The sequence below is a fragment of the Psychrobacter sp. Ps7 genome, assembly GCF_022129225.1.
In the GTDB taxonomy this organism is placed as follows: domain Bacteria; phylum Pseudomonadota; class Gammaproteobacteria; order Pseudomonadales; family Moraxellaceae; genus Psychrobacter; species Psychrobacter immobilis_A.
The window spans coordinates 15,434-28,712 of sequence record NZ_JADQAH010000010.1; the positions used below are offsets into that span (position 1 = coordinate 15,434).

The 13,279-nt window shown below is 43.0% G+C and carries 9 protein-coding genes; 3 read left to right on the forward strand and 6 right to left on the reverse strand.

Annotation, left to right across the window (positions count from 1 at the left end; translation table 11 throughout):
- Positions 1 to 134: 134 nt before the first annotated feature.
- The 6 genes from I3257_RS05350 to yajC form a co-directional block, all read right to left on the reverse strand.
- A complete protein-coding gene (locus I3257_RS05350) occupies positions 135 to 500 on the reverse strand; it encodes an AzlD domain-containing protein (RefSeq protein ID WP_087815638.1) in 366 nt (121 codons plus the stop codon).
- A complete protein-coding gene (locus I3257_RS05355; protein ID WP_227675918.1) occupies positions 490 to 1,221 on the reverse strand; it encodes an AzlC family ABC transporter permease in 732 nt (243 codons plus the stop codon). Before I3257_RS05355 ends, I3257_RS05350 begins: the two co-directional genes overlap by 11 nt.
- Positions 1,222 to 1,362: 141 nt before the next feature.
- Entirely contained in the window at positions 1,363 to 2,778 is a 1,416-nt protein-coding gene (locus I3257_RS05360) for an MATE family efflux transporter (RefSeq protein ID WP_176393095.1), read from the reverse strand.
- Between the two features lie 313 nt (positions 2,779 to 3,091).
- On the reverse strand, positions 3,092 to 4,354 hold the full coding sequence (gene secF, locus I3257_RS05365; protein ID WP_087815635.1) for a protein translocase subunit SecF: 1,263 nt from the start codon (positions 4,352 to 4,354) through the stop codon (positions 3,092 to 3,094).
- A 9-nt stretch (positions 4,355 to 4,363) separates the two neighbouring features.
- A complete protein-coding gene (secD, locus tag I3257_RS05370; RefSeq protein WP_055124186.1) occupies positions 4,364 to 6,241 on the reverse strand; it encodes a protein translocase subunit SecD in 1,878 nt (625 codons plus the stop codon).
- A gap of 584 nt (positions 6,242 to 6,825) precedes the next feature.
- Complete coding sequence (yajC, locus tag I3257_RS05375) at positions 6,826 to 7,155, reverse strand: preprotein translocase subunit YajC (RefSeq protein ID WP_045446152.1); 330 nt, start codon at positions 7,153 to 7,155, stop codon at positions 6,826 to 6,828.
- A 539-nt stretch (positions 7,156 to 7,694) separates the two neighbouring features.
- On the opposite strand from yajC, the gene I3257_RS05380 reads away from it, so the two are divergent.
- The 3 genes from I3257_RS05380 (at position 7,695) to I3257_RS05390 (ending at position 13,268) form a co-directional block, all read left to right on the forward strand.
- On the forward strand, positions 7,695 to 8,978 hold the full coding sequence (locus I3257_RS05380; protein ID WP_087815657.1) for a hemolysin family protein: 1,284 nt from the start codon (positions 7,695 to 7,697) through the stop codon (positions 8,976 to 8,978).
- A 445-nt stretch (positions 8,979 to 9,423) separates the two neighbouring features.
- Positions 9,424 to 9,918 (forward strand): nuclear transport factor 2 family protein, encoded by a 495-nt coding sequence (locus I3257_RS05385; protein WP_060490899.1) that lies wholly within the window; start codon positions 9,424 to 9,426, stop codon positions 9,916 to 9,918.
- A gap of 350 nt (positions 9,919 to 10,268) precedes the next feature.
- The gene (locus tag I3257_RS05390) at positions 10,269 to 13,268 is read left to right on the forward strand and encodes a LysM peptidoglycan-binding domain-containing protein (RefSeq protein ID WP_087815633.1); all 3,000 of its coding nucleotides are present in this window, start codon (positions 10,269 to 10,271) and stop codon (positions 13,266 to 13,268) included.
- Positions 13,269 to 13,279 lie beyond the last annotated feature (11 nt).

Consider the following 13,279-nt stretch of genomic DNA (forward strand, 5'->3'; position numbering starts at 1 on the left):
CACTTTTAGAAAGTAAAAGGCTGGATTCTCATAAGAATCCAGCCTTTTTTTATTTTAAATATAGTTCAATTACAGGGTTTAAAATTATTCATATGAACTATAAGCTGTTATCCATTCACGTGTTTATCAATTTTCTAGTAGCCACTTAAAAAATTAGTAAATACCCATAGTAAGCCATTAATGGCGGCGATGCCAACGACCATACTGACCAACAGCTGACGGCTGATATGATAAACGAACAACACCAAAATAAGGGCACCAATTTGCGCCATCAATAAATGCAGTTCAGCACTATCTAGCCCAGTCGTTGCTGATAAATTTTGATAAGAAAGGCTGGTCAAAATAAGTAATACCATGACTGATAGCGGCAAGCTCTCATTGAGCCGATGCAGCCAAGGTGTGTCTAACAACTTTCTGGGTATTAAGGCGGGTAGCGCACGGGTAATAAAGGTCACGGCGGCCATCGCAAAGGTTGCGAAAATAAGGTAACTACTGGTCATTGTTGGCTCCTGTCATATTGCGCTGCGTCCAAAACCCACGAGCTAAAATCAATAGCATACAAATGGTGATAGCTACCAATAACAACCAATTGCTAGTAAATAAGGAGGCCACCGCTAAAGAAATGATAGCAATAGCAATGGGGAAATAACGTTTGATACTTTGGAACTGCTCATAAGCTAAGATTGCAAACAGACAGACTAAGGCAAAATCCAAATGTGGTACCAAATCGCTCAGAGTACTGCCGATCATGACACCAACCGTGCTCGCCAGTACCCACCAGCTTTGATTAAATAAGCTCAATGGTAGTATCAACGCTTGTCTTGACTCATTAGGTAAACTGGTCATAACAGAGAAAGTTTCATCAGTCAGGGCAAATAGGCAATAGGTTTTGGCAAGCTTATGTTCTGGTAGGTATTGCAATAATGGCATACCATAAAATACATGACGTAGATTAATAGCGGCAATATTGGTTGCGATGCTACCAATCGGTAAACCAGCGCTCAGCATCGGCAAACAAGCATATTGAGCGGCGCCCGCATACAGTACAACACTCAACATAATCGTTGCCCACACAGGGATACCGGCAACTTGTGCCAGCACACCAAAGGCGATACCCGCAGGTAAATAGCCCATCGCCACAGGTAGGCTTTTTTTGAACCCCGCCGCCCAGTCGTAGCTGGTCTCATGCTGTTGATGTAATTCTTTTGAATGAGTAGTCACATGACATCCTAATTTTTGCTGTTTTTTGGTTATTATTAATATTTTACTGAAAGATTAATGTTAGAAAACTGGTTTTAAAATGAAGCCTAGTGCGAGCAATGGCAAAAACACCCTAGAAAAAATACACTTAATCGAAGAACATTACACAGACGGCTGGAGCTTTTCATAGCTGGCTGTTTGATGAGCCCGGTACAAGAAGCCACCCAAAATAATCAGCCGAAGTAATAACAAACACCACACGCTTAGCCAAATACCAGTCATATCCCACTGTTGGTAGAGCACCCAGCTAAGTGGAAAAAAGATAGCGGCGAGTATCAATGCTGCGTTACGAATCACATTACCGGCAGTTAAGCCAAAAAATATACCATCTAGCCAATAGGCACCAACGCCAACGAGAGGTAGTAATACCGCATAAAGATGGTACTCATATGCCAACGTAAAAACGGACTCGATATTGGTCATAAATTGCAAATATGTTGGCATTGCCAGCCACCATATTGCACTCAACGTTATCGCTAGACCATAACTGACGATACCGGTGCGCTTGACGATAATACGAAAACGTGGCCAATCCCGTCGTCCTGCTGCTTGACCGCTTAACGTCTCAGCCGATACTGCCACGCCATCAAGAGCAAAGGCTGAGATACTTAATACTTGAAGCAAAATAGCATTGGCGGCTAGGATGACGTCACCACTTTGAGCCGACAAGCGGGTAATCCAAGCGAAACTCAACGTCAAGATTAGAGTACGGATAAAAATATCTTTATTTAATGAAAATAGCCTAAGCATTTTTTCTTTAGAAAAATGTTGCTTGTCGGCAGTGAATAAGGCTTGCCAAGATATTTGCAAATGCTGACGGCTGAGCCACAATGCTAGTATCACGCCTAGCCAAAAGGCAATAGTGGTTCCTAACGCCACCCCAACCAAGCCCATCTGCATGCCGTAGACAAAAAACAAGGTTAGAATGATATTTAGCATAGCGATAAAGCCTTGCTGGTAAAGCATGTAGCGAGTCTTACCTTGACCAGCAAACCAGCCAATAAAGGCAAAGTTCATTAGCTCAGCGATGACGCCCCAAAAGCGTACATCCAAATAAGTCTTTGCCGCTTGCCCACTTTCAGGGTTAGCCGATAGGGCTTGCAAGCCAAAATCTATCAACCAAGGCTTTGCCAGTAACAGAATGCTACCGATAGCAAACGCTAATAACAAGGCACGTTGCAAGATTGATAGTAGGGGTGATGGGGTTGACGATTTTGTGGTATGAGTAGAATTATCAACATGATTGACCGATTGTCCGAGCGCTTGAGCCGATAGCCCAGAAGACGCATATTGCAAAAAGTTAAAACTCACGAGCAATAAAGACAATAACTGTATCGCCAAGCCCATCCCAGCAAGTTTAGCCGTGTCATTCATGTTACCCACGATCGCGGTATCGATGACGCTTTGTAGTGGCATGGCTAGGTTGGCCAATAACACGGGCAACGCAATAGCAACGATGCGCGCATATCGAGTATCAATCGGTGGCATAGCACTAGGTGGCGAGGTGGTCATTGGCATTTTTGGCTCGTTTATCGCTGAAAAACAAGAAGGGCGGAGTTAGTGTCATTAACGCTATGACATTACCGTATAGTCAATTCATTATAAAGGCGTTACGGCGTTAACTTTACTTGAAGTATGGCTTATATATTTGTACTTTGTTGCCTGGACTCTGTTTTAAATGGAGTTAGCTCTAGCAAGTGTGATATTCAAGGCAAAAATAGCTACAAAGACAAAAGCACCTAGACTCATTATTCACGAGTCAGGTGCTTTTCTTGATGCTTGCTTAAATACTATCTTAGCTAGCGATTAGCTTGAGAAAGTATAAAATTTATTAAGCATTGTCTTGTTCAAACATTTTTGGATCATTGAAAGTGACAATTTCTTCTTCAAACTCAGGTTTTACTTTCACAATAAAGTCATCGCGTGATAGACCCATACGTAATGGAATCGAGCTTGCAATATACGTTGATGAGTAAGTACCGGCAAGCAGACCAATGAAGAGCGCTACTGAGAACCAGAACAGTCCATCGCCGCCTAAGAATAGCATGGCAAGTACGACCAGTAAAACAGTGGAAATGGTCATAATGGTACGGCGCAACGTTTCGGTCAAAGACAGGTCAACGGTCTGGCGAGGTGTGATACCACGGACACGACGAAAATTCTCACGAATACGGTCATACACAACAATTGTATCATTGATAGAATAACCAACCAGTGCCAAGACGGCCGCCAAGACGGTTAAGTCAAATGGGAAACCAAATAACGCAAAAACACCAATGGTCACGATAGCATCATGAAACAGCGATAATACCGCACCAAGAGCGAGTTTAAATTGGAAACGTAAGGCAACATAGCCCAACATACAGACCAATGCTAATACCAGTGACATGACTGAGTTTAGATAAATTTCATTACCAACTTGGCTGCCAATAATATTAACGTTACTGATTTCAACATTATTATTAGGCAGGGTTAATGCTTTAGTCAGGCTACTATTTAGGCCGTCTACGTTATCAGACTGTGGTGGCAAGCGTACGAGGAGTTCTTCTCGCGTACCAAGATATTGTACCACGGCATCATCAAAGCCATTATCGGCCAATGCTTGTACGACTTCAACTTGCTCAACAGGCTGCTCGTAACGCACATCTGCGGACACACCACCCGTAAAATCAAGTCCTAAGTTTAGACCGTTTACTGCAATTGCAATGATACTACCAATAACCATCAATAGAGATAAAAGTGCCATTGGCTTTTCTATCTTCATAAACGGAATAATACGCTGGTTGCCAACGGCTTTGATACCGCCTTCAGCGATTGCAGCCGCATCATCAGCGGCATCACCCGATTCTACATCAGGATTGGCTGCTTGGGTGGTCAGTGCTTGACTGTCTTTACCCGCATCCTTACTGCCGCTCAGAGCTTTGCCTTTTTTTGATTTAGCGGTAGTTGGGTTATTGGCTTTGGTATTACTACCTTTCCCATCACGGCGTGGTTTTTTACGGCGGTGTGTGCTTGCCTCAACATTTGAGCCACTTGAACCATCTCGATCTGGATTATTCTGCTGTTCTAAAGGATTGTTCTTATCAATCGTCATAATGTTCTCCTAACCGATGCTCAAACGTTTGATAGATTTACGCTTACCATAAGCAATCTGTACCAGCGCACGTGTCACCATAATAGCGGTAAACAGTGAACTGACAATACCAATAGCCAATGTAACCGCAAAGCCTTTAATCGGACCCGTGCCAATTGCAAATAGAATAAAAGCAATCAATAGGGTGGTGATGTTGGCATCGAAAATACTACTAAAGGCTCGATCAAAACCTGCCACGATGGCGGATTTGGGCCGTACCCCGTTTGCTAGCTCTTCACGTATTCGCTCAAAGATCAGTACGTTGGCATCGACGGCCATACCGATGGTCAAAACGATACCAGCAATACCAGGCAAGGTAAGTGATGAGCCTAAGATTGACATAATAGCAATGATGATAATAACGTTCACGGCCAGCGCCACGTTGGCAATCACACCAAATAGACGATAGAATATAATCATAAACGCAAACACTAATAGATAACCGACTTGCGTAGAGAATAGACCTTTATCAATATTGTCTTGACCTAATGATGGACCAATGGTGCGTTCTTCTACAAAGTACATCGGTGCGGCAAGTGCGCCTGAGCGTAGTAGTAGTGCAAGCTCGGCAGCTTCAGCGCTACTATCTAGACCAGTAATACGGAAGGATGAGCCAAGGACCGCTTGAATATTGGCACGGTTAATGACTTTGGTCTCAGCATAAGGCGTTCTAACTTCGACAGTTTCGCCAGTTTCTGGATCTTCTTCGTAAGTGATTCTTTGCTTGTTTTCGATGAACAATACAGCCATCTGTTTGCCAACGGCGGTACGAGTGGCATTTTGCATGAGCTTACCACCAGCACTATCTAAAGTAATGCTGACTTCAGGAGAGCCGCTTTCATCCACACCAGTTTGAGCATTAGTGACTTTATCACCCGTGACAATCGCTTGACGTTCAAGCAGTACCGGCGGACCATCAAGCGTCTCAAACGGGAAAGCTTCGGTACCCGCTGGAGGGATGCCGCCCGTATAGTTTTCGCTGTCTTCAGCAACCATACGGAACTCAAGGTTTGCAGTGCGCCCTAAGACACGTTTTGCCTCAGCAGTATCTTGTACGCCAGGAAGCTCGACGACGATACGGCTAGCACCTTGAGACTGTACTAAAGCTTCAGTCACACCAAGCTCAGCAATACGATTGCGAAGGGTGGTCAAGTTTTGATTGACCGCATAGCTATTGATTTCATCAAGCGTTGCATCGTTGTACGCTAAAATCAGTGCAGGACCTTGCTCATCAATAGAGGATTGCAAGCTAAAGGTATTGCCCATTGAGCCTTGCAGAACATTCTGTGCACGGTTACGAGCATCTGTATCAGCGAAATGTAATACCACACTTCGATCTTCTGTCTTAATGCCTTTGATCGCAATTCGCTCAGCACGTAGCTCGCGACGCATGTCACGACTGGCACTGGTCAAACGCTGTTCAAGCGCCTTGTCCATATCGACTTCTAGTACAAAACGCACACCGCCACGCAAATCAAGGCCGAGTTTCATCGGTTTTGCCCCGATATCACGTAGCCACTGCGGCGTCGTTTGCGCCAAGTTAAGCGCGACGACATAGTCTTCGCCCAAGTTTTGACGCAGTACTTCCTGAGCTTTGAGCTGATCGACTGGATTGTCAAGACGTACCAGTGCACTGTTGCCCTCAAAGGTTCCATCATGGTTATTGATGCCAGCCTCTTCAAGCAAGCTTTGAGACTCAGTCAAGATACCTTCAGACAGCTGTGTACCTGCAGCGGCGCTTGTAATCTGCACGGCAGGTTCATCAGGATAGAGGTTAGGAGCAGCATATAGACCGGCAATGATTAGCACGACGGCAATAAGTAAGTATTTCCAAGCGGGATATTGCATAATCACTTCTTTAGGTTGATAAACGACTGGCGACGTAGGCCACAAGTTAGCAGATGGGAAGTTAGCGATAGCAATGGTTGAGTGCTGTATCTAGCAGTCGTCATCATGCACCATTGCGATCATCCGCGATGATAGTAAAACAGTAGAGCAAATAATACAGACGTATCTTTATATAGTCATCAAAAATATATAGTCAGCAAAATATCACTGATAAAATCAATAAAGACAGCATGGTCAAAAGCATAAACATAAATTGTCTATACTCTATGAGACTGTTTTTACATCATTGCTCTATAGCGAAAAATGACCGTAAATAAGGTACGGTCATTCTTAGGCACTGTATTAATCACTATATTTATTAACGAAAGATTAGGGCGTGTCCTCAATTCAATCGATTATCCTCTAAATGGGCTAAAAATGGCTAAATTTTGCCAAACATCGTCAAATAGCTTATTAATATCTCGATATTATTTGCGCTACTTTCCTTGTTTGACGGCAATTTATTTCATTTTTACCCCTATTTTTAAAATGAGGACACGCCCTAGTAATCATTAATAAAACGCGACTAATATTTCAATCAATCATTAAACGCTTTCGATTGTGCCAGCAGGTAACACTGAAATAACAGAAGCACGTTGTACTTTGACATCAGTATTATTGTTTAGGCTGACCACTGCATAGTCACCTTCAATGGCTTTGATACGACCCATCAAACCACCAGCAAAAATGATTTCGCTACCGACAGTCAATGCATTGACCATGGCACGATGTTCTTTGGTACGCTTAGACTGTGGACGAATGACTAAGAAGTAAAAAATCGCAAAAAAAGCAACAGGCAATAGTATTTGACTAAATAGTGACATCGCACCAGCAGCTTCTGGTGCAGCATGGGCAGCTTGGATAAATAACAACATAATTTCTCTCAGTAAGTCATAGATAATAATAAAATTAAACGCATAGTAACAAAAAATCCCAGACTTGGTAACTGTTAATCATAGGCTGAGTATGTTTTTCTTAAGGTAATGGCATGCTAGTGGTCATTACTTTTTGCGGCAATATTTTTGCCACCTCATATAAGTGACGCCAAAGCGCTGAGAGTATAACAAAATTCAAGCAGCGAATGGATGCTAGGTAGTAGTAGCGTAGCAAAAGGTATGATCAAGGATACCAAAAAACAAAGACTTAACAATAGCGTCTTATTGTGAAATGACATCATCAATGCTACTATCAAATGGCAATAATTCCCTGCATTTAGCGCACAGTTTATTAGTATATAATATATCCTATTATCTGCTGCTAAATCAGTTTTGAGCAGCGAGTTACCATCGTTTTAGCAGATAACTAATAGCTAATTAATCATGTTTGTTTTTAATGATTTAGTATCGTTTGCTCATTATATTATTATCCCTTTTACTTTTTTCTGTTTAGGTTACCTAACTTGTTTACCACTTTTATGTTTGTACCTCGTTTGTGTCGTCCGCGCGCTTGTAAAGAAGCGTCTGCTAAACCTCCTCCGACATCACGCTATTCAAAGCGTCTTAGTCGTACCAATTCAATTGCTGGATTATCAGCACTGACGGCGATGCTGCTATTGCCATATCCAGCTTTTGCCGCTGATGCTTTAGCAGAGCCGACCGCGATCAGTGTGCTATTACTCATACTTTTTGTGGTTGTCGCTATCGGTATCTCGTTTGTCTGTTCATTGGCTGAGTCTGCATTACTGAGCATGACGCCGTCTTATATCGCTGATGTTCAAGAAAGCAATCCGAAAAAAGCAAATATGCTAAGACGCTTAAAGGTTGATAATATCGATCAGTCATTGGCGGCTATTTTGACTTTGAATACAGTGGCTCATACATTAGGTTCTATCGGTGCTGGTGCCCAAGCCACGATTGTGTTTGGTAGTGCTTGGTTTGGACTGTTTTCTGCCATTATGACCTTGGCGATTTTGTTTTTATCTGAAATTATTCCAAAAACGCTTGGGACACTATACTGGCGTCAACTAAGCGGTATGGTCGCTTACTTCGTGCGAGGCATTATCCTGCTGTTGTATCCACTTATTTGGATCTCAGAAAAGTTAACCAAATTGCTAGTACGTGGCAAAGAACCCCAAGCATTCAGTCGTCGTGAATTTGCGGCACTTGCCAGTATCGGTGAAGAGTCAGGACAGATTGACCCATTAGAATCGCGCATTATTCGCAATTTACTAGCATTTGGTGCGATCAAAGTCGAAGATATCATGACCCCGCGTTCGGTGATGTTGGCGTTTGAAGAAAACAAAACAGTCGCTGAATTATTGGTTGATCGCCCAAAATTGACGTTTTCACGACTGCCAATTTATGATGGTGACTTGGATAACATCACAGGTTTTGTATTAAAAACAGACATGTTATTAGCAAAAGTAAACCATGCGATGCACAAGCCGTTGACTCAGTTTAAACGTGACATTACTTTTGTTTTTTCAAAAATGAAACTGTTTGATTTGTTAGAGCTGATGCTAAAAAACCGTATACATATTGCGATTACAGTCGGTGAGTATGGTGAAGTCAAAGGTTTGGTTACTTTAGAAGATGTGTTTGAGACGCTATTGGGACTTGAGATTGTGGATGAAATAGACCGCGTCGAAGACATGCAAGCACTGGCTCGACAAATGATGGACAGACGAGTAGAGCGATTGGGCATGAAGCTTAGTGATGATGAACAACAATACGAAGATAATAGTACGGACGCTAAGTAAGCTTCCATTTGGCTTATTAAATTGAGATTGGATTGACAGAAAGCGACCTAAAATTAGAGCGAAAACTGAGCTGTGTACTGCGTAAGTGGTTCAGTTAATATATCTAGTATTTATGATAACGATGGGCAGTGACTCATATTTCCAGAAATAATTGTGCCATATGGTTGGTATTTTAGTATTCGCAATAATTACACAGGGTGTCACATAGCTGTGAGAATTGAATGATAGTCTCACTCTATGGTAAAAGTACGCTGTCATCATTAATAAGTAGGTGATGATTAAACAGATATTTTTCACAAGTAGAATGAAGAGGGCACACGCTAGCCAGTGCTCGCTTCATTTATCATGATGTTAATGAGTAATAAACGACTACTATATTTAATCAATAAAAAACGTTAGTCATCAAAAGATGGCAACAACGATAACAGCATTGCTAAGGATTATGATGAAACGATTATGGGGAAAAGGGCTTTTGGCATTATTGCTAAAAAGTGCCAGCGTGGCGGCGGTAGTGACCGTTGTAAGTACTGTGAGTATCAGTGCACAAGCGGCAGCCATGACCGAAGCTTTGGTGCAGAACTATATAGCAGCAATGAAGTCATCAGCGAATAGCCAAAATGTCAATCAGGTCGCGCGTCTTGTCTCTGACGATGCACTGATTTCATTATCTAGAAAAGGTAAGTCTACCAGTTTAGATAAAGATGCTTATTTAAAGTTGTTGCAAAATAGTTGGAATAACACCTCTAATTACCGTTATGATATTTCTGTGGATAACATCGTTATTACGGGCGATCAGGCCAAAGCCAATGTCACGACCAATGAGAGCTGGGTAAAAGATGGTAAAAATGTCTCATTTGTCACTACCTCAAGAGTGACGCTGACGTTATCGACTGGTAATGCGGTGCTGCTACGTGCCGTATCACAAGTAACGATTAATTAATCGTTACTCGACTAATAACTCAGTACTGGCTAGTCAGCAATTAGACATTATCAACAATTAGGTATTAATGGATAAGCATTGATTAAGAAACGTCTTTATCAGTGGATAATCAAAGACAATAGTGCATTAATCAGGCTCTTCGAAAGCTAAGCATTCCATCATAAATAGCCATACAAATTCACAGGGTTGAACAACTAAATGGTTGATTGCATTTCGTGAGAGGTCTAAAAATTGACTCAACTTATGATGATTATCTTTTTATATTAGACTGGTCTTTGCTTCACATTGCATACTATACTAGCAAGCAACTTTATCTTATCACTTTCTGTCGTTAGGAAACTTCCAATATCATGTCTACTGTGCTATCAAAATCTCGCTCATTTATTGCGTTGCCATTGACGCTTGCGGTATCAACTTTACTTATCAGTGCTTGTAGCAATACGTCAGCGGTAAAAAAGGGTGCGACCAATAGCTCATCTGTTATTACTAAACGCCCAGCTACTAAAGCGCCTGCAGCAAGCAGCAGTACGGACTATTCAACGGCATATTTAGATGCAGATAGCTTGGATGAGTTAGCCGATTTACTCGAAGCCACTGACATGACTATGGTGGAAGGCAACAAACTTGCTATTCAGCAGTATGGTGATTTATGGAGTCGCTTACGTGCTGGCTATCGTATGAATGGCGGTCAGCCGACTTATAATCAGCGTATCGAAGGGCAAAAAAGCTGGTTTACCAGTCGACAAGACTATTTAAACCGTTTGACTGCACGTGCTAGTCGCTATATCTATCACACCGTACGAGAAGCTGAGCGTCGTAATATCCCGACAGAGCTGGCTTTGTTACCTGTTATTGAGAGCTCTTACGATCCAAGCGGTACCAGTAGTGCGGCAGCAGCAGGCTTATGGCAGTTCATTCCAAGCACGGGTCGTATTTATGGTTTGAATCAAAGCAGTACCTATGATGGTCGCCGTGATGTCATCGAATCAACTCGCGCCGCTTATGACTTTTTGACCGCACTACATAACCAGTTTGGCAGTTGGGAGTTAGCATTGGCTGCTTATAATGCGGGTCCTGGTCGCGTGCAAAAGGCCATTGATGCTAATAGAGCTCAGGGTTTACCGACAGATTATTGGTCTCTGAGATTGCCTACTGAAACGATGAATTACGTGCCGCGTTTCTTGGCGGTAGCGGAAATTGTTGCCAAGCCTGAGCAATATGGTGTCTACTTGCCAGCCATCGCCAACCGTCAGCATTTCCGTAGTGTGCCAGTGAATTATGGCGTGAGCTTGGCTGAAGTTGCGCAAATGACAGGCGTGAGTTACGACGAATTAGAAAGGTTAAATACGGCCTTAACATCAGGGCGTGTTGATTCTTCTGGTCCCCAGCGTATTATTATTCCTAATGATGTGAGTCTTAATACCGATGTTAAATTGAGCTCATTGAGAGGCAATGGTACGGGCAATATACTGGCATCGAGTAATACAAGCACACCAAGTAGCACGACCACGACGCCAAGCTATAATAACAAACCCTATACTGGCTCTTCATTACCATCTACAGGTAGCGCCTTGGCTGATTATGCTGCAAGCGCTAGTGTGCCGCAGCAAACGACCAGTTATATATCACCGTCAGCCACACCGACTAGCAGCTCTGTCTACAGTAATAATGCCTCGGTGCGTACTGAGCCACCATTGAGTACGGCAGAAACCAACAAGATCAATGCTGAGCTAAAAAGCAGTAACAGTCTACCGACCACCTCTGCTCAAATTACACAGAATAATACGATTGTCCAAGAACCACCACTGAGCAAAGAAGAGCGTGATTTTATTGCCAATCAAATTCGCAGTAACACGCCTGAAACCAATGTGATCAATGCTGATGGTAATATTAATTTATCCGCCGTACAGACACAGCAGTCTATTCTAGAAGCCAGTGGCGAAGAGAAAAAGCTTAGCTTTGCAAAAACATCAGTAAGCAAGCCAAAACCCCAAGGTGCACGTACCACTTATACTGTCAAGCGTGGCGATACCTTATCTAATATTGCCAGTCGTGCGGGTGTCAGTTGGCGCGATATCGCTGAATGGAATCAAATAGATGCCAGCTCTAAGCTGCTATCAGGCAGTACCTTATACTTATACAATGCAAAAACCATCGAACCGTTGAGCACAGCTAACAATACCGCGGCAAGTCAACCAGAGAGCTATGTAGTACAGAGTGGCGATACGCTGATTGGTACTGCTAACCGCTTTGGTCTATCGGTGACTCAGTTGGCAACCTACAATAATTTGAGTAGTAGAGCGGATTTACTACGTGGTCAAAAGCTATGGCTGATACCAGGTAAAGTGACTGCGCCAGTGACCACGCCTGCCGCTCCCTCGACCAAACCAAGTAAATCAAGCACGGCTACTAAGAACTATAAAATAAAATCGGGCGATGGCTTGATTGCTCTCGCACGTCAGTTCGATGTATCAACTGATACACTTGCCAGCCTCAATAATATGAGCACTACAAGCTCACTATATGTTGGTCAAACTCTAAAAGTACCTGCAAGTGTCGATTTCGATGCAGCAAACACCTCAAGCTCTAGTAGCCGTAACAGCAGCTCAAGTTCGGTGGCAACCACCAACTATAAAGTAAAATCTGGCGATACTTTGATCGGCATTGCCAATAGCGTAGGTATCAGTCCAGCTGAGCTTGCGGCGGTGAATAGCAACTTTGATGCAAAAGCACGCTTACAACGTGGTCAAACCATCAAAGTACCCGTGTCTAAAGGATTGGTTGATCGTCAGCTAAATGATAAAACTGTCAGTTATAAAGTAAAATCAGGCGATACGTTAACAGGCGTGGCTCAACGTTATAATATCGGTCTTAGTGACTTGGCAACAGCGAACAACCTGAAAACCAACTCTAATTTGATACTCGGTCGTACGATTACGATTCCTGCCAGTGGCAGCGTTGTAGCGACCTCTAGTAGCAATACCCAAAGCAGTAGTACGGCTAGCAGCACTGCCGCGACTAGCACAGCGAGTAGTGGCAAAAAATTGGGCAACACCGAGAGCTATAAAGTTAAATCAGGTGATGGTTTGATTGCTTTAGCACGTCAATTTGGTGTTTCGATAGACGACTTGGCTGCGACCAACGATCTCGCGACCAATGCCCAATTACAGCGTGGACAAACGCTTAAAGTACCAAAGCTCACAGTGAGCTACACCGTTGGGTCAGGAGACAGTTTGATTGGCTTAGCACGTAAATATGGCGTCTCTACGCAAGAATTGGCTGAAATGAATAATATCGCGGCGGATACGATGCTACAGCGTGGTCAGCGCCTGACCGTACCTAATCGTTAAGAGTAAGCGGC

What these genes read in the sequence shown, in the direction of transcription:
- secD (WP_055124186.1), bottom strand. Translation starts at nt 6,241, where the DNA reads ATGCAATATCCCGCTTGGAAATACTTACTTATTGCCGTCGTGCTAATC.
- I3257_RS05350 (WP_087815638.1), bottom strand. Translation starts at nt 500, where the DNA reads ATGACCAGTAGTTACCTTATTTTCGCAACCTTTGCGATGGCCGCCGTG.
- I3257_RS05360 (WP_176393095.1), bottom strand. Translation starts at nt 2,778, where the DNA reads ATGCCAATGACCACCTCGCCACCTAGTGCTATGCCACCGATTGATACT.
- I3257_RS05390 (WP_087815633.1), top strand. Translation starts at nt 10,269, where the DNA reads ATGTCTACTGTGCTATCAAAATCTCGCTCATTTATTGCGTTGCCATTG.
- I3257_RS05385 (WP_060490899.1), top strand. Translation starts at nt 9,424, where the DNA reads ATGAAACGATTATGGGGAAAAGGGCTTTTGGCATTATTGCTAAAAAGT.
- secF (WP_087815635.1), bottom strand. Translation starts at nt 4,354, where the DNA reads ATGACGATTGATAAGAACAATCCTTTAGAACAGCAGAATAATCCAGAT.
- yajC (WP_045446152.1), bottom strand. Translation starts at nt 7,155, where the DNA reads ATGTTGTTATTTATCCAAGCTGCCCATGCTGCACCAGAAGCTGCTGGT.
- I3257_RS05380 (WP_087815657.1), top strand. Translation starts at nt 7,695, where the DNA reads ATGTTTGTACCTCGTTTGTGTCGTCCGCGCGCTTGTAAAGAAGCGTCT.